The 24345-nt window shown below is 71.7% G+C and carries 20 protein-coding genes and 1 riboswitch; of the genes, 11 read left to right on the top strand and 9 right to left on the bottom strand.

The genetic code is table 11. The annotated features are described in order from the left end of the window. Positions 1 to 187: 187 nt before the first annotated feature. The 5 genes from ABD259_RS09255 to ABD259_RS09235 form a co-directional block, all read right to left on the bottom strand. A complete protein-coding gene (locus ABD259_RS09255) occupies positions 188 to 2236 on the bottom strand; it encodes a S9 family peptidase (protein WP_344161487.1) in 2049 nt (682 codons plus the stop codon). A gap of 216 nt (positions 2237 to 2452) precedes the next feature. Continuing rightward, entirely contained in the window at positions 2453 to 3502 is a 1050-nt protein-coding gene (locus tag ABD259_RS09250) for an amino acid ABC transporter permease (protein ID WP_425573498.1), read from the bottom strand. After that, positions 3499 to 4173, bottom strand: coding sequence for an amino acid ABC transporter permease (locus tag ABD259_RS09245; RefSeq protein ID WP_344161485.1), 675 nt, complete (start codon positions 4171 to 4173; stop codon positions 3499 to 3501). The genes ABD259_RS09250 and ABD259_RS09245 overlap by 4 nt, the downstream gene beginning before the upstream one ends. A 70-nt stretch (positions 4174 to 4243) precedes the next feature. After that, entirely contained in the window at positions 4244 to 5074 is an 831-nt protein-coding gene (locus ABD259_RS09240; RefSeq protein ID WP_344161483.1) for a glutamate ABC transporter substrate-binding protein, read from the bottom strand. A 74-nt stretch (positions 5075 to 5148) separates the two neighbouring features. Then, on the bottom strand, positions 5149 to 5892 hold the full coding sequence (locus ABD259_RS09235) for an amino acid ABC transporter ATP-binding protein (protein WP_344103937.1): 744 nt from the start codon (positions 5890 to 5892) through the stop codon (positions 5149 to 5151). A gap of 346 nt (positions 5893 to 6238) precedes the next feature. Here ABD259_RS09235 and miaB point away from each other — a divergent pair, with 346 nt between their 5' ends. The 4 genes from miaB (at position 6239) to cobJ (ending at position 11142) form a co-directional block, all read left to right on the top strand. Beyond that, positions 6239 to 7702: a tRNA (N6-isopentenyl adenosine(37)-C2)-methylthiotransferase MiaB gene (gene miaB, locus ABD259_RS09230; RefSeq protein WP_344161514.1), complete on the top strand. Its 1464-nt coding sequence runs from the start codon at positions 6239 to 6241 to the stop codon at positions 7700 to 7702. A 29-nt stretch (positions 7703 to 7731) separates the two neighbouring features. Next, the gene (locus ABD259_RS09225; RefSeq protein ID WP_344161480.1) at positions 7732 to 7860 is read left to right on the top strand and encodes a hypothetical protein; all 129 of its coding nucleotides are present in this window, start codon (positions 7732 to 7734) and stop codon (positions 7858 to 7860) included. A 208-nt stretch (positions 7861 to 8068) separates the two neighbouring features. Then, positions 8069 to 9400: a precorrin-6y C5,15-methyltransferase (decarboxylating) subunit CbiE gene (cbiE, locus tag ABD259_RS09220; RefSeq protein ID WP_344161477.1), complete on the top strand. Its 1332-nt coding sequence runs from the start codon at positions 8069 to 8071 to the stop codon at positions 9398 to 9400. After that, positions 9397 to 11142 carry a precorrin-3B C(17)-methyltransferase gene (gene cobJ / locus ABD259_RS09215; RefSeq protein WP_344161474.1) on the top strand — a complete coding sequence of 582 codons (1746 nt, stop codon included), beginning with the start codon at positions 9397 to 9399 and terminating at the stop codon, positions 11140 to 11142. The genes cbiE and cobJ overlap by 4 nt, the downstream gene beginning before the upstream one ends. A gap of 55 nt (positions 11143 to 11197) precedes the next feature. Here the strand turns inward: cobJ and ABD259_RS09210 are convergent, their stop codons facing one another. From ABD259_RS09210 to ABD259_RS09195, 4 genes are read right to left on the bottom strand one after another with little or no spacing between them, the layout of a single operon-like run. Next, complete coding sequence (locus tag ABD259_RS09210; protein WP_344103943.1) at positions 11198 to 12073, bottom strand: energy-coupling factor ABC transporter ATP-binding protein; 876 nt, start codon at positions 12071 to 12073, stop codon at positions 11198 to 11200. Next, entirely contained in the window at positions 12070 to 12840 is a 771-nt protein-coding gene (cbiQ, locus tag ABD259_RS09205; protein WP_344161471.1) for a cobalt ECF transporter T component CbiQ, read from the bottom strand. Before cbiQ ends, ABD259_RS09210 begins: the two co-directional genes overlap by 4 nt. Before the next feature lie 12 nt (positions 12841 to 12852). Next, positions 12853 to 13320 (bottom strand): energy-coupling factor ABC transporter substrate-binding protein, encoded by a 468-nt coding sequence (locus ABD259_RS09200; RefSeq protein WP_344103947.1) that lies wholly within the window; start codon positions 13318 to 13320, stop codon positions 12853 to 12855. Positions 13321 to 13323: 3 nt separating this feature from the next. Beyond that, the gene (locus ABD259_RS09195; protein WP_344161468.1) at positions 13324 to 14040 is read right to left on the bottom strand and encodes an energy-coupling factor ABC transporter permease; all 717 of its coding nucleotides are present in this window, start codon (positions 14038 to 14040) and stop codon (positions 13324 to 13326) included. A 33-nt stretch (positions 14041 to 14073) separates the two neighbouring features. Next, positions 14074 to 14292: riboswitch (cobalamin riboswitch) on the bottom strand. A gap of 242 nt (positions 14293 to 14534) precedes the next feature. On the opposite strand from ABD259_RS09195, the gene ABD259_RS09190 reads away from it, so the two are divergent. The 7 genes from ABD259_RS09190 (at position 14535) to ABD259_RS09160 (ending at position 24336) form a co-directional block, all read left to right on the top strand. Then, complete coding sequence (locus ABD259_RS09190; protein WP_344103951.1) at positions 14535 to 14756, top strand: DUF362 domain-containing protein; 222 nt, start codon at positions 14535 to 14537, stop codon at positions 14754 to 14756. Between the two features lie 97 nt (positions 14757 to 14853). Continuing rightward, a complete protein-coding gene (locus ABD259_RS09185; RefSeq protein WP_344103953.1) occupies positions 14854 to 15441 on the top strand; it encodes a precorrin-8X methylmutase in 588 nt (195 codons plus the stop codon). A 106-nt stretch (positions 15442 to 15547) separates the two neighbouring features. Beyond that, positions 15548 to 16498, top strand: coding sequence for a sirohydrochlorin chelatase (locus ABD259_RS09180; RefSeq protein ID WP_344103955.1), 951 nt, complete (start codon positions 15548 to 15550; stop codon positions 16496 to 16498). Between the two features lie 451 nt (positions 16499 to 16949). Next, positions 16950 to 17975: an Rv2231c family histidinol phosphate aminotransferase CobC gene (gene cobC / locus ABD259_RS09175; RefSeq protein ID WP_344104214.1), complete on the top strand. Its 1026-nt coding sequence runs from the start codon at positions 16950 to 16952 to the stop codon at positions 17973 to 17975. A 195-nt stretch (positions 17976 to 18170) separates the two neighbouring features. Next, entirely contained in the window at positions 18171 to 20600 is a 2430-nt protein-coding gene (gene cobT, locus ABD259_RS09170) for a nicotinate-nucleotide--dimethylbenzimidazole phosphoribosyltransferase (protein WP_344161465.1), read from the top strand. Positions 20601 to 21202: 602 nt separating this feature from the next. Beyond that, positions 21203 to 22483: a uroporphyrinogen-III C-methyltransferase gene (gene cobA, locus ABD259_RS09165; protein WP_344104216.1), complete on the top strand. Its 1281-nt coding sequence runs from the start codon at positions 21203 to 21205 to the stop codon at positions 22481 to 22483. Positions 22484 to 22515: 32 nt separating this feature from the next. Further along, entirely contained in the window at positions 22516 to 24336 is a 1821-nt protein-coding gene (locus tag ABD259_RS09160) for a GTPase (RefSeq protein WP_344104218.1), read from the top strand. The last annotated feature ends 9 nt before the right edge of the window (positions 24337 to 24345 follow it).

Genomic DNA, 24345 nt, shown 5'->3' with positions numbered 1-24345 from the left:
GGCGCCCTGGCCCCACATGTTCTCCAGCACCTGGCGGTGTCCCAGCGTCAAGACGCCCGGTTGGGCCACAATCCACCCCTAGCATTCAGCGACAACACAAGTTGCACTGAACACTAGAAACCACCGCCAGAATTCGGTCGATATCGCCGAGATCAACGGGGAAACCGGTGACTGCGGTGGTGAGAGGTCAGGAGGGGTCCTCCTCGGCGCTCGCCTGGGCGGATGCGGGCTCCGGTTCGAGGTCCCCGGCCGCTTCCGGCTCCTCGTACTCGGTGACGAGCTCGATCACGGGGATCCCCGGCGGGGTGAAGCCGAAGACCTGCCCGTAGAAGGCGAGCTCGGCCTCCAGGGCGCGCTCCAGCGACTCGGCCCCGCGGAAGCCGTGGGCCTCGCCCTCGAACTCGATGTAGGCGTGCGGGATCTTCCGGTCGGCGAGGGCTTTGATGAGTTCCACGGCCTGTGCGGGCGGGACGACCGGGTCGTCGGCCCCTTGGATGACCAGGGCGGGAACCTGGATCTCGGACGCGCGGTTGATCGGGGAGCGCTCGCGGTAGGTGGCGGCGTAGCCCGGGAGGAGGCCGATCAGGGAGTCGAGGAAGCGCGACTCGAAATCGTGCGTCTCCTTGGCCAGCCGCAGCAGGTCGGTGACACCGTATAGCGAGGTGCCGCAGGCGAATGTGTCGCCGGTGAGCGCGAGCAGCGTGGTGAGGCCTCCGGCGCTGCCGCCGCGGATCGCGAGCCGCTCCGGGTCGGCGGCGCCCTGGTCGACCAGGGCCTGGGCCGCCGCCGTGGTGTCCTCGACGTCGAGCACGCCCCACTGGCCGTGCAGCCGCTGCCGGTAGGTGCGGCCGAACCCGATGGAACCCGCGTAGTTGACGTCCACGATCCCGATGCCGCGGCTGGTGAAGAACGCCTTGGCCAGATCGAGGCGCGTGGTGGCGCGGGAAACGGGGCCGCCGTGCACCCACACGATGTAGGGCGCCGGCCCCTCCCCAGTGACGCGGGGGTTGGTCGGCGGGTACACGTTGGCGTGGATCTCCGCGCCGTAGCGCCCGCTCAGCGTCACGGCCTCGGGCGCGGGCAGGTAGTCGGGGTCGGGCACGGAGTCCAGCGACCGCCGCAGCGTGGCGATGCGCCCCGTGTCCGGATCCAGCCGGACGAGGCTCTGCGGGTCGCCGGGCCCCGAGGCCAGGGCCACGACCGTGCGTCCATCGGTGGCCAGCGTCTCCCAGGTGGTGAGGGGGGAGGAGATCTCCGTCAGCTCGGCCGTGGCCGGGTCGTACACGCCCGGCCGCAGATCGGCGTGGCCGTGCAGGGCGACGAGGCGGCCATCGTCCAGCTGGACGTAGGGCTCGACGCCGAGCTGGGCGAACCCGCCGGTGAACTCCTCCTCGGCCGGGTAGAGCGCGATGGCCTGGCCGGTCAGCCCGATCTCATACAGGTTCCACCAGCCGGGCCAGTCGGAGGCGAAGTAGAGGTGGTCGTCGTCCCGCCAGACCGGGGACAGCACCGACTCGGTGATGCCTCCCTTGAGCAGGTAGGCGTCGGTCACGCCGGTGCCAGTGAGCGTGCCCACGCGCAGCTCCGTGCCGTCCCAGGGCATCCGCGGGTGGCTCCAGCACACCCAGGCCAGGTGCTGGCCGTCGGGGGAAGGCGTAGGGGAGGCGTAGAAGTCCGAGCCGGTGACGAGTTCGACAACGGCATTCGGGTCGTCCGCGGCGCGGCCCGACAGCGGGAGGGAGACGATGGCTCGGCTGACGCCGCCGTCCTCGGCGTGGCGCTCCTGGACGCAGATGACGCGCTTGCCGTCGGGGGACAGGGCCGGATCGGCGTAGCGCAGCGCGCCGGTGGTCGCGGGCTCGGGCGTGATCGGCCGCGGTTCGGGCGACAGCCGGTCGAGGAGGTACAGCCGCTGGTCGGCGAAGTTCGCGAAGACGATGCCGTAGCGGGTGATCGCCTTGTCGTCGCGGCGCGGTACCGGGAGGTAGGAGCGACCGCCGTACTCGTGTACGCGGGTGCGGGCGTTCCACGGGGCGGTGAGGAGCTCCGTTGCGGTTCCATCGGCGCTCCGGCGCATGACGGTCGTCCGTCCGCCCTCCTCGGGGCGGGCCTCTTCCCACCAGATCTCCTCGCCCACGACGGAGGGGAAGCCCAGCCGCTTCTCCGCTCGGGCGACGTCACGCGCAACGATCGGCGATGGCCAGGCGCCGTAGGGGGCCGTCACTCGGTCGGTCATGGATGAACTTCGCACTCGTGAGTGGGGATTGGGATGACATGTCGACCTTAGTCGTCTGTATGTCGAATGGAGGTGGGCGGGGGACATCTGTTGCCGGGGTGTGATCGGGTGGGGCAGCGCGTCGTCCACCCCTCGCGGCCCCGCCGCGCCCGGCGCGGGGGGCCATGAGGGGTGTGCCGCGGCCGCACCGCCGCGCGGCACGCGTCACGGGGGCGTTCAGCGTCGCGGCTCCAGCGGCTCACCGGAGTCGTCCCGGTCGGCGGAGACCGGCGGCTCGGCCTCCGCCGCGGCCGCGGTACCGCCCGGTCCTCTATCCGGGACACCCGGTGCGGTCGCCGAAGCGGCCGACGCCTTGCCGCGCTGCGCGTTGCGACGCTCCAGCCACATGGCCAGGCGGCTCAGCGAGATATTGATGATGATGTAGATGGCGGCGCACACGATCGCCGCCGGGATGACGTTGTTGAAGCGCGTCCCGATCAGCGAGAAGCTGCGCAGCAGCTCGGGGAAGGCCACGATGTAGCCGAGGGCGGAGTCCTTGAGCAGGACCACGAGCTGCGCCACGATCGCCGGCATCATGCTGGTGACGGCCTGCGGGATGAGGATGAACCCCATCACCTGCGGCTTGTTCATGCCCAGCGAATAGGCGGCCTCCGCCTGCCCCTGGGGGACGGCGTTGATGCCGGCCCGGAACACCTCGGCCAGCACCGACCCGTTGTAGAGCGTCAGGCCGACGATGACCGCGGTGAGGGGGTCGACCTGGAACGTGCCGAAGGGAATCCCCAGCAGCTGGTTGGCGGCCAGGGGCGAGGCCAGCGTGAAGAAGATCAGGATCAGCAGGGGGATGCTGCGGAAGAACTCCACGACGGCGCCGCACAGCGCGCGGATCCACGAGTGGTCCGAAAGGCGGCCGACACCGAACACGATGCCGAAGACGATGGCGAGCACCGCCGCGACGAGCGCCGCGCGCAGCGTGTTCATCATGCCCGGCAGAACCATGTCGGACCAGATCTCCGGGTCCAGGAACGGGTCCCACTTCTCGGCGCTCCACTGGCCGCTGTCGTTGATCCGCCAGATGTCGGCCGAGAACAGCTGGCCGGGGGCGGCCATGACCTCGTCCCAGGTGTCGTTGAAACCCAGGTAGACGAACGCGGCGACGCCCATGGCGAGGAAACACGCCAGGACGCTGTACATCCGCTGCCGGGCTCTGGCTTTGGGTCCCGGCGCGTCGAAGAGGCGGGTGGGTTGCTTCTGTCCGAGAACGCTCACCGTGCCACCGCCAGACGCTTGCCCAGCCAGCCGAACAGGTAGCCCGTGGGCAGGCAGAGGATGAGGAAGCCGATCGCGAACCCGATGAAGGTCGGGATGACCGGAACGACGCCCTGGTCGAACATGAGCTTCATTTCGCGGGAGGCCTCCTGTACCCCGAGCCCGGCGACCGACGCCACGGTGGTGTTCTTGATGAGCGCGATCAGCACGCTGCCCAGCGGGCCGACCACGGACCGCAACGCCTGGGGCAGCACGATGAGCTGCATGTTCTGCAGGAACGTCAGCCCGAGTGAGCGCGCGGCCTCGATCTGGCCGAACGGGATCGTGTTGATGCCCGACCGCAGCGCCTCGGAGACGAAGCACGCGGTGTAGCCCGACAACCCCAGCACCGCGAGCCAGTAGACGTTCCACTCCACGCTCTCGGCGAAGCTGAGGCCCAGCCCGCTGTTGAGGCCGAGTCCGCAGAAGAGCAGGACCAGCGTGAGGGGGGTGTTGCGGATGCCCTCGACGTACACGGTCGCCATGCCGCGCAGCAGCGGCACCGGGGAGACGCGCATCGCCGTCAGGATGATGCCCAGGATGAACGAGAACAGCGCACTGATCAGCGTCAGGCGGACGGTCCAGGAGAAGCCGTCGATGACGGCTTCGTAGTTGCTGAGGAAGGCTTCCATAGGTCCAAGCCGGTCAAGACGACCGCCGGGCACCGTCGCGCGGTCCCCGGCCGGTCATGCGGGTCGGTGGTTACGCGCAGCCCTCGAACTCCGGCTGCTCCGTTTCGTAGGAGAACTTGGCCTCACCGAAGTTGGCGTCGAGGTACTTCTCGGCGGAACCGTCCTCGTACATCTTCGAGATCGCCTTGTTGACCGCTTCGCAGCGCTCGGTCGAGCCCTTGGGCAGGCCGATGCCGTACCGCTCCTCCTGGATCTCCTGGCCGAGCAGCTTGAACTTGCCGGGCTGCTGGGCGGCGTAGCCCGCGAGGATGGTGTTGTCCGTGGTGACCGCGTCGATCTGGCCGTCGGTGAGCAGCTGGAGGCACTCCGAGTAGTTCTGGGTCTCGCGCAGCTCGGCGTCGATCTCCAGCGTGTCGGTGATGGTGTGGGCGGAACGGGAGCCCGAGGCCGAGCAGAGCTTCTTGCCGGCCAAGTCCTCCGCCTTGGTGATGTCCTCGTTGCCGTCCTGGACCAGGATGTCCTGCTGGGCGACGTAGTAGGGCCCGGCGAAGTCGACGAGCTTCTTGCGCTCGTCGGTGATCGAGTAGGTCGCCACGACCATGTCGACGGTGCCCTGCTGGAGGAACGTCTCCCGGTTGGCGGAGGCGGCCTCCGTCCACTCGATCTGGTCCTCGTCGTAGCCGAGCTCCTTGGCGACGTAGGTGGCCACGTCCACGTCCAGGCCGGTGGGCTTGTCACCGCCCTCTTCCAGGCCGAGACCGGGCTGGTCGTACTTGACGCCGATGGTGATCGTGTCGCCGTCACCACCGCCCTCGCCGCCGTCTCCTCCGCCGCACGCGGTAAGCGCGAAGGCAACAGCGGCGACGCCGGCCGTCGCCTTGGAGATGGAATGAATCCGCATGATCCCTAACCTCTTCGTTGTGACGTGCTCCGGCCGCGGTGACGGAGGAGCGGGATCGGGCGTCTGGCCCGCATTCAGTGGGTCAAGATCTTGGACAGGAAATCCTTGGCGCGGTCGGTGGTCGGCTGGGTGAAGAACGCGTCGGGGGTGCTCTCCTCGACGATCTGGCCGTCGGCCATGAAGACGACACGGTTGGCTGCGCGCCGTGCGAATCCCATCTCGTGGGTGACGACGACCATCGTCATCCCTTCCTTGGCGAGCGACGTCATCACGTCCAGCACCTCCTGGACCATCTCGGGGTCCAGCGCGGAGGTGGGCTCGTCGAACATCAGCACCTTGGGGTCCATGGCCAGCGCCCGGGCGATCGCCACGCGCTGCTGCTGGCCGCCGGAGAGCTGCGCCGGGTATTTCTCGGCCTGGTCGGCGATGCCCACCCGGTCCAGCAGCTCCCAGCCCCGCTTCTCGGCCTGGGCCTTGCTCTGCTTGCGGACCTTGATCGGCCCGAGGGTGACGTTCTGCAGGACGGTCTTGTGCGCGAAGAGATTGAAGGACTGGAAGACCATGCCGACGTCGCTGCGCAGCCGCGCCAGACCGCGCCCCTCTTCAGGAAGGGGCTCCCCGTCGATCTTGATCACGCCGGTGTCGATGGTTTCCAGGCGGTTGATGGTCCGGCACAGGGTCGACTTGCCGGAACCCGAGGGTCCGATCACCACGACCACCTCACCGCGGTCGACGGTGATGTTGATGTCGCGCAGCACGTGAAGCTCACCGAAGTGCTTGTTGACGTTTTCCAGCACGACGAGGGAAGTAGCGGTCATGTGCCGGAACCTAGCTTCAGCCGCGTGTGTTTGTCACCACTAAGTCGGTGCGTCGACCCTGCTAGTAGCGGATTCGTTATGCGGGAAACAGTGCAGAAACGCACCTATGTCCGGATGTGGTCATGGGATCGGTGGGCTACGGGCTGTTACCGCTGGGCCGCGACTCTCTGACGTTCTGTAATGACCAGGTCGCATGCGCGGCGCCGCGGCCGGACATCGGGCGCAGGGGGGTTTCGGGCGCCTTTCCCCCTTCGGTCCGTCGCTTAACCGCCCGGCTCCGGCAGCGGATCACCGGGGGCCGTGAAGCAACTAGCCTGGAACGGTGAGCCAGAGTCGTACCTACGAAGTGCGGACCTACGGCTGCCAGATGAACGTCCACGACTCCGAGCGCCTCTCTGGTCTGCTGGAGGACGCGGGATACCAGCGCGCAGCCGAGGGCAGCACCGCAGACATCGTCGTTTTCAATACCTGTGCGGTCCGTGAGAACGCGGACAACCGCCTCTACGGCAACCTCGGGCACCTGCGCCCCGTCAAGGACGCCAACCCCGGCATGCAGATCGCCGTGGGCGGGTGCCTGGCGCAGAAGGACCGTGGCGAGATCGTCCGCCGTGCCCCGTGGGTCGACGTCGTGTTCGGTACGCACAACATCGGATCGCTGCCGACCCTGCTGGAGCGCGCCCGCATCGGGCGCGAGGCGCAGGTGGAGATCGAGGAGTCGCTGGAGACCTTCCCCTCCACCCTGCCCACCCGCCGCGAGTCCGCCTACGCGGCGTGGGTCGCGATCTCGGTCGGCTGCAACAACACCTGCACCTTCTGCATCGTGCCCGCCCTGCGCGGCAAGGAGAAGGACCGCCGCCCCGGCGACATCCTCGCCGAGGTGCGGGCGCTGGTCGCCGAGGGCGCGATCGAGGTGACGCTGCTCGGCCAGAACGTCAACGCCTACGGCAGCGAGTTCGGCGACCGCCAGGCGTTCTCCAAGCTGCTGCGCGCCTGCGGCGAGATCGAGGGCCTGGAGCGCGTCCGCTTCACCTCTCCGCACCCGCGCGACTTCACCGACGACGTCATCGACGCCATGGCCGAGACCCCCAACGTCATGCCCCAGCTGCACATGCCGTTGCAGTCCGGGTCGAGCAAGGTGCTCAAGGCGATGCGCCGCTCCTACCGCCAGGAGCGCTTTCTCGACATCGTGCGCCGCGTTCGGGAGAAGATGCCCGAGGCGGCGATCACCACCGACATCATCGTGGGCTTCCCCGGCGAGACCGAGGAGGACTTCGCCGAGACGCTGCACGTCGTGCGCGAGGCGCGCTTCGCCGCGGCGTTCACCTTCCAGTACTCCAAGCGGCCCGGCACCCCGGCGGCCACCATGGACGGCCAGCTGCCCAAGAAGGTCGTGCAGGAGCGCTACGAGCGCCTCGTCGAGCTGCAAGAGTCCATCTCCGCTGAGGAGAACCGCAAGCTTGTCGGCCGCGAGGTCGAGGTCCTGGTCGCCGAGGGAGGGGGCCGCAAGGACGGCGACCGGCACCGGCTCTCCGGCCGGGCACCGGACAACCGGCTGGTGCACTTCTCGGCGGAGGAGGGCGACAACGCGCCTCGCCCCGGTGACCTCGTGACCGTCGAGGTCACCTACGCCGCACCGCACCACCTGGTGGCCGACTCCGGTGTGCGCTCGCTCCGCCGCACCCGCGCCGGTGACGCCTGGGCCGCGCGCAACGGCCAGCAGCAGGAGGAGCCCGGCGTACTGCTGGGCATGCCCAAGGTCGGTGTCCCGGCGGCCGAACCCGCGGCGGCGGGCGGCTGCTGCGACGCCTGAGCGTCTCCAACACGACGGACGGCCCCGGCGTGCCGGGGCCGTCCGCGATCACCCTGTCGACAAGGCCGTGCAAGCGCGCCAGCGCGTTGTCCAACTCCTCCTTCTCCGCCGCGGGGAGCTGCTGGATCACGTCGTCCGGCGCGGTCATCGGCGTGTAGACGCCGCGCAGGACGAGGGGCAGGCAGCGCTGGCCCTCCGCGGAAGCGCTGGCCCTCCGCGGTGGCGCCGGGGCCGCCACCGGTGGGGAACACCGCCGACGTGGGGGCGCTGACCGGGCCGGAGCGCGCGCTGCCACCGTGATCTGGGATGCTTGGTGTCCGTGAGCGACATCCAGACCTGTACCGCGACCGCCGGAGACACCCCCACGTGATCACCGTCATCGGCCTTGACGGTGGACGGCTCGGGGAGCAGGCCACCGCGGCGCTTCAGACGGCCACCTGCGTAGCCGGAGCGCGTCGGCACCTCGACGCGGTCGACGTGCCCGAGAACGCCCGCCGTATCCCCATGGGCGGCCTCGATCCCGTCCTGGACCAGGTCATGGCCTGGGACGGCCCGGTCGCCGTACTGGCGTCCGGTGACCCCGGCTTCTTCGGGGTCATTCGCGCACTGCGCGCCCGAGGCGCCCGGCCCCGGGTGGTCCCGGCCGTCTCCTCGGTCGCCACCGCCTTCGCCCGCATCGGCCTGCCATGGGACGACGCCGTCATCCTCTCCGCCCACGGGCGCGCCGCGTCGGGGCGCTCGGCCCACCGCGCGCTGGCCGCCGCCCTCGCCCACCCCAAGGCCGCCATCCTCACCGCTCCCGGCTCGGCGGAACCCGGCACCTTCATCCCCGAGCTGCTGAGGGCCGGGCGCGAGGTGTATGTCGCCCAGCGACTCGGCGCGGACGACGAGGAGGTGGCCCGCGTTGAGCATGACGTCGGCGCCGGGCGTACCTGGGCGCATCCCAACGTCCTGCTCGCCGTCGACCCACGGCACGCGGTGGCGCCGAGCATGACCTGGATGCCTGGGCACCACGGCGCCCCGGACGGCTGGGCGCTGCCCGAGGGGGAGTTCTCCCACCGGGAATCGATGATCACCAAGGCGGAGGTGCGCGCCTTCGCTCTCGCCCACCTCGCCCCGCGCCCCGGAACGGTGGTGTGGGATGTCGGCGCCGGAAGCGGTTCGGTGGCCATCGAGTGCGCCCGCTTCGGCGCGTACGCGGTCGCCTTCGAGAAGAACACCGGCGACTGCGCCCGCATCCGCCGCAACGCCCGCGCGCACGGCGTCCGTGTCGAGGTCAGCGAAGGGCACGCCCCCGCGTCCCTGCGCGACCGCGCGGACCGCCCGGCCCCCGACGCCATCTTCTTCGGCGGCGGAGACGACACGGTGATCGCCGAGGCCCTCCGCCATCACCAGCCGGAGCGGGTAGTGGCCGCCCTCGCCTCCGTCGACCGCGTCCGCCCGGTGCACGACCTCATCGCGGCGTCCGGGTACGGGGTGTCGGGCACCCAGATCCAGGCGTCCCGGCTGGCGCCCTTGCCCAACGGGTCACTGCGGTTCGCCGCCGTCAACCCGGTGACGCTGCTGTGGGGACTCCGGCCACACGCGGGTGAAGGGGAGAGCGGACGGGCGGCAGACGGCACGGCCGGGAGGCCGGCGCGGGCCGAGGGCACCGCCGATCACCCGGAACAACAGCGGGAACGGGAAGGCACGACATGAGCGACATCGGCGTCATCGCCGTCACGGCACGCGGGCGGGCCGCCGCCGAGCGGCTGGCCACGGCATGGCCGGGGACGGTGCGCACCATCACCGCCGAGCGCCCCGCCGAGGCGCTGCGCACCGCGTTCACCGAGTGCGGGGCGGTGCTGAGCTTCCTGGCGGTCGGCGCCACCGTCCGGGTCCTCGCCCCTCTGCTCGGCGACAAGACCGCCGACCCGCCCGTTGTCTGCGTCGACGAGTCCTGGGACCACGCCGTCGCGCTCCTCGGCGGCCACCACGGCGCCAACGAGCTCGCCGAGCGCGTCGCGGGCGTCCTCGGCTGCCGCCCCGTCATCACCACGGCCAGCGACAGTACGCGCACCACGCCGCTCGACTCCTACGGTGAGGATCTGGGGTTCACGCTCGTCGACCGCGGGCCGCTCGCCGCCGTCGGCGCCGCGGTCCTCTCCGGCGATCCGGTCCGGCTGGAGGGCGCCGAGGGATGGCCACTCCCGCCGCTCCCGGACGGCGTCTGCGCGCGGATACCGATGGGCGAGGCCGCCGCCGTGATCCGGGTGAGCGACCAGTGTGACGACGGCCCGGTTGGCGAGCAACCTCCCACCGCCGTCTACCGGCCCCGCTCGCTGGTCGTGGGCGTCGGCTCAGCACGCGGGGTGAGCGCCGACGAGGTGGGCGACCTCATCGACGGGGTGCTCGCCGATGCCCTGCTGGCCCCGGAGTCCGTGCGGGCGGTGGCCACCGTCGACCTGAAGGCGGACGAGGAGGGCATCCTGCGGGCCGCCGCCCGGCGCGGCTGGGACGTGGTGACCTACGCCGCGGCCGAGCTCGCCGACGTGGAGGTGCCTAACCCCAGCGAGGTGGTGCGCGCCGAGGTCGGCACCCCCAGCGTCGCCGAGGCCGCCGCGCTGCGCGGTGCGGCGAGCGCCGGGCGCGGTGCCGAGCTGGTCGCCTCCAAGCGCAAGACCGCCAACGCCACCGCGGCCGTTGCCCGGGTGCGTCCGCGGGGACGCCTGGCCGTCGTCGGCCTGGGGCCGGGCGCCCGCGACCTGACCGCCCCCCGGGCCGTTGCCGAACTGCGGCGCGCGTCCGTCGTGGTGGGCCTCGACCAGTATGTCGACCAGGTGCGCGACCTGCTGCGGCCCGGAACCCGAATCCTGGTCAGCGGTCTGGGCCAGGAAGAGGAGCGCGCCCGCACCGCTGTCGAGGAGGCACGGACCGGCGCGGCCGTGGCGCTCATCGGGTCCGGCGACGCGGGGGTCTACGCCATGGCCAGCCCCGCCCTGGACTTCGCCGGGCCCGACATCGAGGTGGTGGGGGTCCCCGGTATCACCGCGGCCGTCGCCGCGTCCAACCTGCTCGGCGCCCCGCTCGGCCACGACCACGCCTATATCTCGCTGTCGGACCTGCACACCCCGTGGGAGGCGATCGAGCGCCGGGTGCGCGCGGCGGCCGAGGGCGACTTCACCGTCTGCTTCTACAACCCGCGCAGCCGCAAGCGCGACTGGCAGCTGCCCCGCGCGCTGGAGATCCTGGCGGAGCACCGGCCCGCGGCCACCCCCGTCGGCCACGTGCACAACGCCTCCCGCGAGGGGGAGTGCGTCACCATGACCACGCTTGAGGAGATGCTGGCCGGGGGAGTAGACGCCGTGGACATGTTCACGGTGGTGCTCGTCGGTAGCTCGGCGAGCCGGGCCGTCGCCGGGCGCTTCGTCACCCCCCGCGGCTACACATGGAAGGGCTGACCTCGCGGGGATACCGGGCTTCTCACCAGCGGCCCCGACCCCGGCATCCCCGAGATCAGCGGTGGCCGTCGAGCACCGCGGCGACCTCCTCCGGAGTGCGGGGATCGGCGACACCCTCAGGGAGCAGCCCGCTCGTGCGCAGCGCCCGGCCCACGGCGGGCCCCCAGGCCGGTCGCAGCCGGGCCGCGGCCAGTAGAGCGGCGTCGCCCAGCACCTCGTGGACCGGCCCGGACCCGAGCAGGCCGTGGTCGATGACCAGGGCGCGGTCCGCCCACCGGTAGGCCAGGTCCACCTCGTGGGTGGAGACCACCAGCGTCGTTCCGGAGGCGCGCAGCCCTTCCAGCGTGGCGAGCAGCGACTCCACCCCGCTCGGATCGAGCCCGGCGGTCGGCTCGTCCAGGATGAGGACGGAGGGGCGCATCGCCACGGCTCCGGCCAGCACCACGCGCTTGCGCTGGCCGTAGGAGAGCAGGTGGGTGGGCTGGGCGGCGAGTCCGGTGATGTCCAGGGCATCGAGCGCCCACTCGACGCGCTCGCGCACGTCGTCGGCGGCCAGCCCCTGGTTGAGCGGCCCGAACGACACGTCCTGCCGCACGCTCGCCGAGAACAACTGGTCGTCGGGGTCCTGGAAGACGAGCTGGACACGGCGGCGCAGGCCGCCGATGCCGCGCCGGTTCTGCGGCACCTCCGTTCCGTCCAGCACGATCTCCCCGGACCGCGGGCGCAGGCTCCCGGCGAGCAGCCGCAGCAGGGTGGTCTTGCCGCCGCCGTTCGGACCGAGCACGGCCAGCACTTCGCCCCTCCCCACCCCCACCGTGAGGTCGGTGAAGACGGGTTCGGCGTCGTCGTAGGCGAAGGTCAGGCCGCGGCCGGCCAGCACGGTGGGTGCGGTGGTGGGCGCACCGTCGGACGAGAGGTCGAGAGGGGTCACAGCCAGACTCCGAGGCCGATGGTCGCCGTGGCGACGAGGATCGGGACAGTAGCGGCCGCGAGCAGCGCCCGCGGGCGCAGCGGCAGCGGGTCGACGAGGACGGTCAGTTCGCCGGTGTACCCCCGGCATTCCAGGCCCCGCTGCATGCGCTGGGCCCGGTCGTAGGAGCGGATGAACAGGGCGGCGCCCAGGGAGCCGACCGACCGGATCCAGGCGCGTCGGCTCGCGTAGCCCAGTCGCCCGGCCTGCCCGGTGCCGATGCGGCGGGCGGTGTCGAGTGTCACGAACAGCATCCGGTAGATCAGCGCGATCATCTCCACCACCGCGGTCGGCAACCCGATGCGGGTGAGGCGGGGCAGCAGGTCGGCGAGCGGGGTGGTTAACGCGAACAGCAGCTGGCAGATCAGCGCCGTCGACGCGCGGCCGACGATGTTCGCGGCCCGCTCCAGGCCGTCGGGGTCCCACGCCACCGGCCCCCACGCGGGACCGGTGGCCGCGTCACCGGAGACGCCGACGCTGAACAGCAGTGTCACCGATCCGGTGAGGATGAACAGCAGCGGCGCCCACGCTGCGCGGACGAAAGCGCGCGGCTCCACCCCCGCCGGGCCGAAGGCCACGACGAGGGCGGTCGCCGCCGTGATCGCGGCACCCGGCCAGGTCGGGAGGACGAGGGCGCAGAGCAGCAGGCCGCCGAAGAGGGTGCCCTTAACGGCCGGGTGCACATCGCGCCACGGGCTCTTGTAGGCGGCGGCATCGATGGCCAGCATCGGCGCCGGCGCTCAGCCGTGGCCCGGGAGGGAGCCGTCCCGGTCGCCTCCGCTCGCCGCGGATCCGCCCGTCGCGTCCGCGTCGCCCGTATCGGCGGCGGGCTGTCCCCCCTCTGCCTCAGCGCGCATTCGGGCACGGGTGCGCACGACACCGAAGTAGTAGCAGACGATGCCCGAGCCGATGGCGGCCTGCAGCGCGAAGAGCCCTGACTCGGTCTCGGTGGAGGGCACCTCGATGATCGGCGTGAACCACGGCTCGTAGCCCGGATCGATGTCCTCGACGGCCTGCTGCCCCTGCCCGTCGGCACCGGCGAAGGGTTCGTCGAGGCCGTCGCCCGCGCCGATCGCTATCGGCAGTACGGCGATCGCCGCGATGGCGGCCACCATGGCCCAGGTGGCCCACGCTCGGGGTGGCCGCCCGCCCTCCCGGCGGGGTTCGCTGTGCGGGTCGGTCGGCTGGGTGGGATTGGTGGGCGTCATCACTCACACCGCCTTTCGCTCGGCCGGGGTGGCGGAGGCCGCGGAACGGAGCACGCCGAGCCGGAGGAGCTCACTGCGGCTCGCGCCGATCAGCAGCCGCACGATGATGACGGTCACCAGACCCTCGATGATCGCGAGCGGAATCTGGGTGACCGAAAAAATGGCGCCGAACTTGACGAACGCACCCAGGACGCCGCTCTGCGCGTCGGGAAAGGCGAGAGCGAGCTGCAGGCTGGTCACCGAGTAGGTGCCGAGGCTGGCGAGGCTGGCCGCGAAGAACACCGCCAGGCCCAGCGAGGTGTTCTCCGGGAGCGCCCTGGTCACCAGGCGTACGAGCCGGTAGACGCCGTAGGCGACCCACGGTCCGGCGATCGCGAGCGAGAAGACGTTGGCACCGAGTGTGGTGAGGCCGCCGTGAGCGAGGAGTAACGCCTGGAACAGCAGGGTGATGGTGCCAAGGGCGGCCATGATCGGTGGTCGGAAGAGCACCGCTCCGAGGCCGGTCCCGGCCGGGTGGGAGCTGCTGCCCGTGACTGACGGGATCTTCAGGGCGGACAGTACGAAGCAGAACGCGCCGGCGGCGCCGAGGAGCAGCTTGGACTCGGGATTGTCGCGGATCGTCGTGGTCAGCGAGCGCACGCCGTGAATGACGAACGGCGCTGAGGCAGCGGTCCAGGCCACGGCGTGGACGGGCGGGAGGAATCCTTCGGCGATATGCATGTGTGGGGGACCAACTCTCCAACACCTCGTGGACGGTCGTCGCGTGCCGTGGCCGGTCTCCTGGCTGCGGGTCGACGCCCGCTGCCGACCTTCCCAGGGGGCGCGTCCGCGACCGGACGTTCCCCCCAGTGGCCGCCAGCCGTCCACCCCGCTGGCTGCGGGCGACGGGGCACCGGGCTTCCCGTTCACAGTGGCGAGGGCCGCGCCGGTTTCGCACCGGACTTCCCGATCACCACGGCTCAACGAAGGTATGCCCTGGACGAACAGTCCGCAACAGCCAGGATTTTGCAATAGTCCTCGCTGGCCTGGCCGAAACCCGGGTTCGGGGCCGCTTCAGCCGCGCCAGAGCCGGATGGGGGCGGGCGGGACGAGGCCGGAGGACGGGCCGCGCCCGGCACCACCACCCCCGCGGGCGAGGGTCGACGGCCGTGTAGGGTGACCGGGCGCGGCCCCGCTGGAAGCGGCGGTACCGGGTCCGACACCGTGGGGGAGCCATGCCTGAACTCGGTCGTGCGGTGGCGCCCGTGGCCGTGACCTCTGCGTGCACGGCGTGCGGCGCATGCCTGCTGACCTGCCCGGAGCACGCCTTCCGCCCGCGCGGGGGCCGGCTCGACGTGCTCCCGGAGCGGTGCACGGGCTGCCTGGAGTGCGTGGAGGTCTGCCCGGCCGACGCGATCATCGAGATCGGCGACGGACCGTGCGATACCGGCGCGTGATCCGACGCCGGGACGGCGCCGAACCGGTGATCGGCTCGCGCGCCGGCACCACGACCCCCGACAGCGGCGAACAGCGGAGCGGAGAAAGGGAACGCAGTTGAACCGTCAGGTCCATCCGATCGAGGTGGAGTCCTTCCGCATCCTGCGGTCACGCGTCGACCTGGGGCACCTGCCACCGCTGAGCCGCGCCGTCGCCGAACGGGTCATCCACGCCAGCGCCGACCTCGACTACGCCACCGACCTGGTCATCGACGACACCGCGGTGGACGCCGCCGCGGCCGGCCTGGCCGACGGCGCGCCCATCGTGGCCGATGTCGCCATGGTCGCCTCCGGTATCACCGCGCGCCCCAGCGTCTGCCATATCGGCGCGGAGAGCGCCGCGCGCCTGGCCCGGGCGACCGGCATCACCCGCTCCGCCGCCGCGGTCCGCACCGCCTTCTCCGACGTCGGCCCCGGCGCGGTCTGGGTGGTGGGATGCGCGCCCACCGCCCTCGAAGAGATCATCGCCCGCGACGTTGATCCGCTCCTGGTTATCGGGCTCCCCGTCGGGTTCGTCGGCGCCGCCGAATCCAAAGCGGCCCTTCGCGAGTCCGGACTGCCCCAGGTCAGCAACGTCTCGGAGAAAGGGGGCTCGGCCGTGGCCGCCGCCGCGCTGAACGCCCTGCTCTACGGGCCCACCCCCTGATCCCGCGCCCCCGGCCTTCCGGCCGGTTCCGTACCGCCCGCACCGTATGAACCTCCCCGGCCGCCGCGGGCCGGGGCCACCTTGAGAAGAACGTGAGAGGTCCACGATGAAACCCCCGCTGTTGCTGGTCGGACATGGCACCCGGGACGAGAAGGGCGTCGCCGACTTCATGGCGTTCGTCGAGCGGCTCGACCGCCGCCTCGGGGACCGCGAAGTCGCGGGGGGCTTCATCGAGCTCTCACCGCCGCCGCTGACCGACGCGGTCGGCGAGCTGTACGGCCGCGGCCACCGCCGGGTGGTGAGCGTGCCGATTATGCTGGTCGCGGCCGGGCACGCCAAGGGCGACATCCCGGGCGCGCTGATCCGCGAGAAGGAACGGCACGACGGCTTCGACTACGTCTACGGACGCCCCCTCGGCCCGCATCCGACCATGCTCCGGCTGCTCGCCGAGCGGCTCGACGATGCCCTCACATGCGCCTCCGACCCCACCGGTGCGTCCGCGGAAACCGGCGAGGCGGGGGAGACCGCCGTACTCTTGGTCGGCCGCGGCTCCACCGACCCCGACGCCAACGCTGAGGTGTGCAAGGTCGCCCGCCTGTTCCAGGAAAGCCACGCCAAGCAGCGCGGCGTCGCCTTCGTCGAACCGGCGTTCATCTCCCTGGCCTGGCCGAGCGTGTCCGAAGGCCTGGAACGCATCCGGCGCCTGGGTGCGCGCCGGGTCGTCGTGCTGCCCTACTTCCTGTTCTCCGGCATCCTCCCGGACCGGGTCGTGGACGAGTCCATGGCCTTCGCCGCCGACCACTCCGACCTGCACGTCCGCTGCGCGCCGGTGATCGGCGACTGCGACGGCCTCGCGGACATGATCGTCGAACGCTACGACGAGGCACTGGCCGGGGACATCCGTATGAACTGCGACACCTGCGTGTACCGCATCGCCATGCCCGGTTTCGAAACCAAGGTCGGCGCCCCGCAGACGCCCCACCACCACCCGGACGACCCCGCCCACGGTCACGGGCATGGCCACGGCCATGGACACGCCCACGGGCACGGCCACTGACCCACCGCGAGGACAGGTTTTGCCGCGGGACGTGGCCATCCGGTCCTCAGCGGAGCGGGTGGCCACTTGTGAGCCCGCCGGCCTCTGCCGGCGCTGACCACAGAGATTCTGCCTGACCGTCGCAGGGACCGGCGCGCCCCACCTCCCTCCGCCCGTGCTGCCGCTTTTCGCTACCGAACACCGGAAAGACGCACGCCGACGAGGCCGCCCAGCACATCCTGGGTCCTCCCCCTCCCAGCTGCCGCCCCAGGGACCACGGGCCACGGGCTGGCACAGCAGAGGCGAATCGAGACGCTGTCCGTGATCACCGACGGGCGGGGCGGGGCCGTGCGGGCGATATGTGGCGGTGTAGGGTGCGCTGTCGTCCGGACAATCGCGGAGAACAGCGAGGTGGCTGCAGGTGCGGGACGGCGTGGAGACACCCGTGGGCGAGGACGGTTTCGTGTCCAAGATGCCCGGCGAGTCCGAGGTGGACCTTCGGCACCACGGTGACACCGAGACCGGCCCCGGACTTCTCGACTTCGCCGTGAACGTGCGGACCGGGACACCGCCCGCATGGCTGGCCGAGCGCATCCGTGCGTCCGTCGCCGACCTCGCCGCCTATCCCGATCCCTCAGCGGCGCGGCGGGCCGTGGCACGGCGGCACGGGCGCGACCGGGCCGACGTGCTGCTGACCGCCGGGGCCGCCGAGGCCTTCGTGCTCCTGGCGCGGGTGCTGACACCGCGCCGGGCGGTGGTCGTGCATCCGCAGTTCACCGAGCCCGAGGCGGCGCTGCGCGCGGCCGGGCACCGGGCCGAGCGGGCCATCCTGCCACCGGACTTCACCCTCGACCCGGCACTCGTGCCCGACGACGCCGACCTCGTCGTGGTCGGTAACCCCACCAACCCCACCTCCGTTCTGCACCCGGCACGCGATCTGGAACGGCTGGCGCGTCCTGGGCGTGTCCTCGTCGTGGACGAGGCGTTCGCCGACTGCGTTCCCGGCGAGCCCGAGTCGCTGGCCGGGCGCGCCGATGTTCCCGGGCTTGTTGTGGTGCGCAGCCTCACCAAGACGTGGGGGCTGGCGGGGCTCCGCGCCGGATATCTCCTCGCCGATCCCGCCCTCGTCGCGCGGTTGGCCGACGCGCAGCCGCTGTGGTCGGTTTCGACCCCCGCCCTCGTCGCAACGGAGGCGTGCAGCGCGCCCGAGGCGGTGGCCGAGGCCGACGCCTGGGCGCGGGAGCTGGGCGACCAGCGTGCCGGGCTCGCCGCGGACCTGCGTGCTCTCGGCCTCCACGTGACCCCTGCGGCCGCCGCCTCGTTCTTGCTGGTCAGGACGGAGGACGGGGAGGGGCTGCGGGCGCGGATGCGCGAGCACGGCATCGCGTTGCGGCGCGGGGACACCTTTCCGGGCCTCGGGCCGGACTGGCTGCGCGTCGCTGTCCGGGAGCGGGATACCGCCCGTCGAATGACCCGCGTTCTGGCACAGTTGCTGTAGCCGAGTTGGAGGCAAAAAGCGTCTTGTGTCCGGTGCCCGCTGATGATGATCTCGAATGGACGAGTGCGGAGCCGAGGACCGGACGTGCCTGGGGGAGAAGGAGACCTCGGCGCCGGTGACTAAGGGGGAGTACATGCCGAAGAGACACGCGACCGGCTGGGGCGGTGCCGTGGCCGGTTCCGCCGGAGGAACATCATGACCGGTGACGACAAGCGCCGCTATCCCGGACGACGGGGAGCCAAGGACAAGCGGGACTCCGCTCGTCGTCCCGGCCGTGAGATCCCGCGCGGGGCCCGTGAGGCGACCGCGCGGGGACTGCTCGACGGTCTCCCGGAGGCGGGCCGGGGCGCGGGGGCGCCGCCCGGGCCCGTACCAGGTTCCGGAGGACCCGGACCGCGACCCAATCCGTTCCACACACCGGAGAAACGGCAGCCCGCGCGCGGCCCCTTCGCCAGGCCCGAACCCGCGGTGACGCCGCAGCCGGCGTCCGAGCCAACGCCGCAGCCGGAGGCGGACTCCGCCGACGGGGCCACCGCCTCCGCCGCCACGTCCGCCGATCCCGCTCCCTCGCCGGAGCGGGAATCACCGTCGACGACGTCGGCCGCCGCCTCCGATCCGGAGCCTCCGCCCCCGACCACGCCTACGGCCTCCACGGCCGAACCGCATCAGGAAACCGGACAGGAAACGGAACCCCCTTTGGAACCGAACGTCATCCCGCTGCGAGGAGGCGGTCCCGACCGCGTTCCCGCGACCTCCGTCGATGCTCCGGCGGCCGATCCGGCCGCGTATGGGGAGCGCGCCGAACCGTCGCCCCAGCCTCCGTTCGCGCCGCAGACCGAGCCCAAGGGGCTGTCGCCGTCCGACACGCCACAGCGGGGAGCACCGGCGGTCCCCGACCCGCACACCTACGCCGACGCGGAGCGCGACGCGGTCTACCGCGCGATCCGCGAACGCCGCGACGTCCGCATGGGCTTCCGCCCCGACCCCGTGCCCGACGAGGTCCTCACGCGCATCCTCAGCGCCGCGCACATGGCGCCGTCGGTCGGCTTCTCCCAGCCGTGGGACTTCCTCATCGTGCAGGACCCCGAGGTGCGCACGCGCGTCCAGGAGCTGGCGCAGGCCCAGCGCGAGGAATACGCCCGCGCGCTCCCGGCCGCCCGCGCCCGCGCGTTCTCCGGGCTCAAGGTCGAGGCCATCCTGGACACTCCGATCAACGTCGTCGTCACCGTCGACCCGACGCGCGGCGGGCGGCACACCCTGGGGCGGCACGCGCAACCGCAGACCGCCACCTACTCCACGGCGCTGGCCGTGCAGAACCTGTGGCTGGCCGCCCGCGCCGAGGGCGTCGGGGTCGGCTGGGTGAGCTTCTTCGACGAGCGCGACCTCGCGGCCGCCCTCGACCTTCCACCGCACCTGCAGGTCGTGGCGTACCTGTGTGTCGGCTACGTAGAGGACTTCCCCCCGGAGCCGGAACTCGCCCTGGGAGGGTGGGCCCAGCGTCGTCCGCTTTCCTGGGCCGTCCACCGCGATAACTACGGGCGGCGCGGACTGCCCGGCGAAGAGCCGACGAGCCTGCTGGAGGAGACCATCGCAGCCATCGGCCCCCTCAACCAGCGTGCCGTGCGGGAGGCGGAGGACCGGCATTCCCGCATGACCGTGCCGCCGGGTGCGCTCGGCGAGCTGCAGGAGGTCTCGGTCCGGCTCGCGGGACTGACGGGTGAGTGCCCGCCGCCGATCCCCGAGCCCGCCGCCGTCGCGATCTTCGCCGGCGACCACGGCGTGCACGCTCAGGGGGTGACCTCCTGGCCGCAGGAGGTCACCGGGCAGATGGTGCAGAACTTCCTTGCCGGGGGCGCCGTCGCCAACGTCTTCGCCGAGCAGGTCGGCGCCGAGGTGACCGTGGTGGACGTGGGCGTCGCCGGCGACCTGCCCACGGTCCCGGGTCTGCTGCCGCGCAAGGTCGCCCGCGGCACCGCCGACATCTCCCGGGGACCGGCCATGACCCGCACGCAGGCCGAATTCGCGATCGAGGCGGGGATCGAGGTCGCCCGCGACCTGACCTCGGCGGGCAACCGCTGCCTGATCACCGGTGACATGGGTATCGCCAACACGACCCCCTCCGCCGCGCTGATCGCCGCCTTCACCGGTGTCGACCCGGCCGATGTGACCGGGCGCGGTACGGGCGTGGACGACGCTATGCACGAGCACAAGATCGAGGTGGTCCGCCGCGCGCTGGCGGTCAACGCGGTCGAGTCCCACGATCCGGTCGGCGTGCTCGCAGCGGTGGGCGGTCTGGAGCACGCCGCCCTCACCGGTTTCATCCTCGGCGCCGCCGCCCTCCGGGTGCCGGTGCTGCTCGACGGAGTGATCTCCGGTGCCGCCGCCCTCGCGGCATCGGCCATCGCGCCCGAGGTGCACCACGCCTGCTTCGCCGGGCACCGTTCGGCCGAGCCGGGGCACAGCGTGGCGCTGGAGCACCTCGGTCTGCATCCCCTGGTCGACCTGGAGATGCGCCTGGGCGAGGGCTCGGGTGCGCTGCTCGCGCTCCCGCTGCTCCAGGGGGCGGCCCGCGCGCTGCGCGACGTCGCCACCTTCGACTCCGCCGGGGTGTCCGAGCGGACGTAGGCGACAGGAGCGCCGGAAGGACTGTGGACCGCACGGCGAGGCCGTGTTCCCGTGCCATTTCCGGCCGATCCCGCGGGGAGGCGCGGCGCGACCGATAGGTGATCGCCGCGCCGCCCCGCGTCGCGTCTTTAAGGGCGTTTTGGCAGGTCGTCGTAGTCCGCTCGGGGAGATGCGGGGCGGCCGCCGGGCGGGTGTCCTGTCCGCCCGCGGCGGGTCCGCTCGCGGCTGTGGGCGTACGCGGCGTGGTGATCGCGTCGTCATGTGGGTGGCCGGTTACGCCGTGTTTCGGCCATGCTGTTATGACAAAGACATCGGGGACCGATACCGCGATCGCCGCACGGCGCGGACGTGCGTTATGTGGGGGAGCGCGGGCGAAACCCCGGTTTGACACGGTATTTTTTGGGGCATTGACGCATCCCGCCTCACTGTCGAGTACGGATGCGGATGGAACAGCGGGACACGTGCCGGATCAGGGGGCGAACGGCGCCGGGGAGCGATCGCGGGGATTCGGATCGACCAGGCCCGGGCGTGTTGTGGCCCGCGTTCGGACACGGTCGCAGATCTGGAGGTCAGCCCAGGTGACGTATCTTCTCGGCTTGCGCATGAACGGGCGCGACGTCTTGGTCGTCGGAGGCGGCCGCGTCGCCCAACGCCGGGTCCCCAATCTCCTTGAGGCGGGGGCGAAGGTGACCGTGATCGCGCCCGAGGTCACGGCGGCACTGGAGGACCTCGCCTCCTCCGGCCGCATCACCTGGCACCAGCGCGGCTTCGAACCGGGTGACCTGCGTGACGGGCGCCTCGGCGCGTTCTGGCTCGTCCACGCCGCCACCGATGTCCCCGAGGTCAACAGCGCCGTCGCCGAGGAGGCCGAAGCGGCCCGACTGTGGTGCGTACGCGCCGACGACCGGCACGCCGCTACCGCGTGGACACCCGCCACAGGCACCGTGGGCGACGTGACCGTGGGCGTGGTGGCCAACGGCGATCCCCGCCGGGCGGCCGGACTGCGCGACGCCGTCACCGAGGGGCTGTCCGACGGAACGCTGGACGCGCGCCGCGGCCGCGAACCGCTGCGCGGCGTCGCCCTGGTCGGTGGCGGCCCCGGCGATCCCGGTCTGATCACCGTCCGCGGCAGCCAACTGCTCTCCCAGGCCGACGTCGTCGTGGTCGACCGCCTCGCCCCCACCTCCCTGCTCGACCGACTGCCGGCCGACGTCGAGATCGTCGATGCCGCCAAGATCCCCTACGGCCGCTCCATGAAGCAGGACGAGATCAACCGAATCCTCGTCGAGCGCGCGCTCGAAGGACGGTTCGTCGTGCGGCTCAAGGGCGGCGATTCCTTCCTCTTCGGCCGCGGCGGCGAGGAAGCGGCGGCCTGCGCGGCGGCCGGTGTCCCGGTCACTATCGTCCCCGGCGTGACCAGCGCGCTCGCCGGACCCGCGAGCGCGGGCATCCCGCCCACCCACCGCGGCGTCGCACAGGACCTGCACGTCGTCTCCGCGCACGTCGCCCCGGACGACCCGCGCTCCACCGTCGACTGGGCTGGGCTCGCACGGCAGAACGGAACCCTCGTGGTACTCATGGGGGTGGAACGCATCGGCGCTATCGCTGCTTCTCTGACCGCTCACGGGCGCGCCGCCGACACCCCCGTCGCCGTGATCCAGGACGCCACCCTGCCCACGCAGCGGACGGTGACGGCGACGCTCGGCACGGTCGCGCAGGTGGTCGCGGACTCCGGAATGCGCCCCCCGGCCATCATCGTCATCGGAGAAGTGGTGGATGCGGCCCGGGAACTTGACATACTGCACCAGGGACCGGGTGAGCCGCGTGTGCGGACGGACGGCTCCGGCAGCGACGAATCCCCCGAGGGGAACCGGATCAGGTGACCGCGAATACCGATGAGAAGGGCGGAAGCGCTATGCCCCGGCCGCCTGCTGCGCCGGAATCGACAGGGTCAGGCGAAACGAAAGCAGGGCCGGCCTCGGCCCCGAAGCGGAGCACGCCCGGTCGGCATGAGCGTGCTCGGTCCCCCGTCCCCTCCAAGGCCAAGCATCGTGGAGCGGTCGCCGACGACAGCAGATTCGAAAAAGTCCTGGAGGGGCTGCGTACCACCATCCGGGACATCGGCTTCGCCGAGGGCCTGCCCGGCGCCGCCGAGGGCGAGATGGCGCGCGCTGACGTCCTGCACCAGCTCGACGACTACGTGCTGCCGCGCGTCCGCCGCCCCGACACCCCTCTGCTGATCGCCGTCGCCGGCTCTACCGGTGCCGGAAAGTCCACCCTCGTCAACAGCCTGGTCGGTGAGCAGGTCACCACCACCGGCGTGCGCCGCCCGACCACCAACAGCCCGGTGCTGGCCTGCAACCCGGCCGATGTCGACTGGTTCAACGAGTCCTCGTTCCTGCCCACGCTGCCGCGCGTCCGCCAGGAGGGGCTGGCAATGCCGGGCAAGGACGGCATGCTGGTGCTGGCCGCCAGCGAGTGCATGCCGGAGGGGGTCGCCCTGCTGGACACCCCCGACGTCGACTCCGCGGTCGCGGCGCACCACGAATTCGCCTCGAAGTTCCTGGACGCGGCCGACCTGTGGGTGTTCGTCACCACGAGCCGCCGCTACGCCGACGCCCGGGTGTGGGAGTTCCTGCAGGTCGCCCGGGATCGGGACACATCACTGGCGGTGGTGCTCTCACGCGTGCCCGAGCGCGGGAGCCAGCAGCTGACCGAGCACTTCGGCGCGATGCTGGACGCTAACGGCCTCGGCAACGCGGCCCGCTTCCACATCCCCGAGACCGACCAGATCGCGGGCGAGCGCTTCACCGCCAACACCGCCGACCGGATCCGCGACTACCTCGCCGACGTCGCGGGCGACCTCGCCCAGCGCGACCGCGTCTCCCGGCGCACCTTCATCGGCGTCATCGACAGCTTCCGCACCCGGGTCCCCGAGCTGGCCAAGCAGGTCGAGCGGCAGGTGGAGGTCGGACGGCTCCTGGAGAAGGCGGTGAACACCGCCTACGCCACCGCGATCTCCGACGTCGGACGCTCCGTCCAGGACGGATCACTGCTGCGCGGCAACCTGCTGGCCCGCTGGCAGGACATCGCGGCCAGCGGCGAACTCGCCCGCACGATGCGGATCCGCGGCAAGCGCAAGGCGAAGACGTCCGACGACGCCGCCGCACGCGTGAACGCCCTGCAGGCCGCGGTGCGCGACAGCCTGCAGGCGCTCATCGTGTCCGCGGCCGAGCGCGCCGCCGAGCAGGTCACCGAGCGGTGGGAGGAGGTTCCCGGCGCGGGTGCGCTCGCGGAGTCCGCCCGGGGCGACGACTCGACCGGCGACCTGGCGCGCCGCGTGCGTGAGGCGATTTCGGGCTGGCAGCAACGCGTGACGGACATGGTCGCCGCCGACGGCGCCACCAAGCGATCCGTCGCCCGGTTTGTCACCTTCGATCCCACCGCGTTCACCCTCGTCCTCATCGTCGACCTGCTGGGATACGCGTCGGTGGAGTCGACGACACCGCGTTCCGGGGGGCCCTCTCCACAGCGATTGCTGAAAGGGCTCTTCGGAGCCGAATCGCTGCGTAACATTGGCACGATGGCACGAGACGACCTGCAGCGGTGCGTCACCGAGCTGCTGAACAACCAGCGCACGGGCTTCACCGACGCACTCACCGCCGCGGGTCTGCCCCACGAAGCCGACGCCGCCAAGCTGAACCAGGCCACGTACGACCTTGAGATTGCGCGATGACGACTCAGC

This window comes from Nocardiopsis rhodophaea (genome assembly GCF_039530945.1).
Lineage (GTDB): Bacteria > Actinomycetota > Actinomycetes > Streptosporangiales > Streptosporangiaceae > Nocardiopsis_C > Nocardiopsis_C rhodophaea.
The sequence above is the reverse complement of the archived record's forward strand: the minus strand, read 5'-3'. Positions and strand labels throughout refer to the sequence as shown.

What these genes read in the sequence shown, in the direction of transcription:
- ABD259_RS09235 (WP_344103937.1), bottom strand. Translation starts at nt 5,892, where the DNA reads ATGACCGCTACTTCCCTCGTCGTGCTGGAAAACGTCAACAAGCACTTC.
- ABD259_RS09255 (WP_344161487.1), bottom strand. Translation starts at nt 2,236, where the DNA reads ATGACCGACCGAGTGACGGCCCCCTACGGCGCCTGGCCATCGCCGATC.
- ABD259_RS09195 (WP_344161468.1), bottom strand. Translation starts at nt 14,040, where the DNA reads ATGCATATCGCCGAAGGATTCCTCCCGCCCGTCCACGCCGTGGCCTGG.
- ABD259_RS09160 (WP_344104218.1), top strand. Translation starts at nt 22,516, where the DNA reads ATGCCCCGGCCGCCTGCTGCGCCGGAATCGACAGGGTCAGGCGAAACG.
- cobA (WP_344104216.1), top strand. Translation starts at nt 21,203, where the DNA reads ATGAACGGGCGCGACGTCTTGGTCGTCGGAGGCGGCCGCGTCGCCCAA.
- cobJ (WP_344161474.1), top strand. Translation starts at nt 9,397, where the DNA reads ATGAGCGACATCGGCGTCATCGCCGTCACGGCACGCGGGCGGGCCGCC.
- ABD259_RS09180 (WP_344103955.1), top strand. Translation starts at nt 15,548, where the DNA reads ATGAAACCCCCGCTGTTGCTGGTCGGACATGGCACCCGGGACGAGAAG.
- ABD259_RS09240 (WP_344161483.1), bottom strand. Translation starts at nt 5,074, where the DNA reads ATGCGGATTCATTCCATCTCCAAGGCGACGGCCGGCGTCGCCGCTGTT.
- cobC (WP_344104214.1), top strand. Translation starts at nt 16,950, where the DNA reads ATGCCCGGCGAGTCCGAGGTGGACCTTCGGCACCACGGTGACACCGAG.
- ABD259_RS09190 (WP_344103951.1), top strand. Translation starts at nt 14,535, where the DNA reads ATGCCTGAACTCGGTCGTGCGGTGGCGCCCGTGGCCGTGACCTCTGCG.
- cobT (WP_344161465.1), top strand. Translation starts at nt 18,171, where the DNA reads ATGACCGGTGACGACAAGCGCCGCTATCCCGGACGACGGGGAGCCAAG.
- ABD259_RS09245 (WP_344161485.1), bottom strand. Translation starts at nt 4,173, where the DNA reads ATGGAAGCCTTCCTCAGCAACTACGAAGCCGTCATCGACGGCTTCTCC.
- ABD259_RS09200 (WP_344103947.1), bottom strand. Translation starts at nt 13,320, where the DNA reads ATGACGCCCACCAATCCCACCCAGCCGACCGACCCGCACAGCGAACCC.
- cbiQ (WP_344161471.1), bottom strand. Translation starts at nt 12,840, where the DNA reads ATGCTGGCCATCGATGCCGCCGCCTACAAGAGCCCGTGGCGCGATGTG.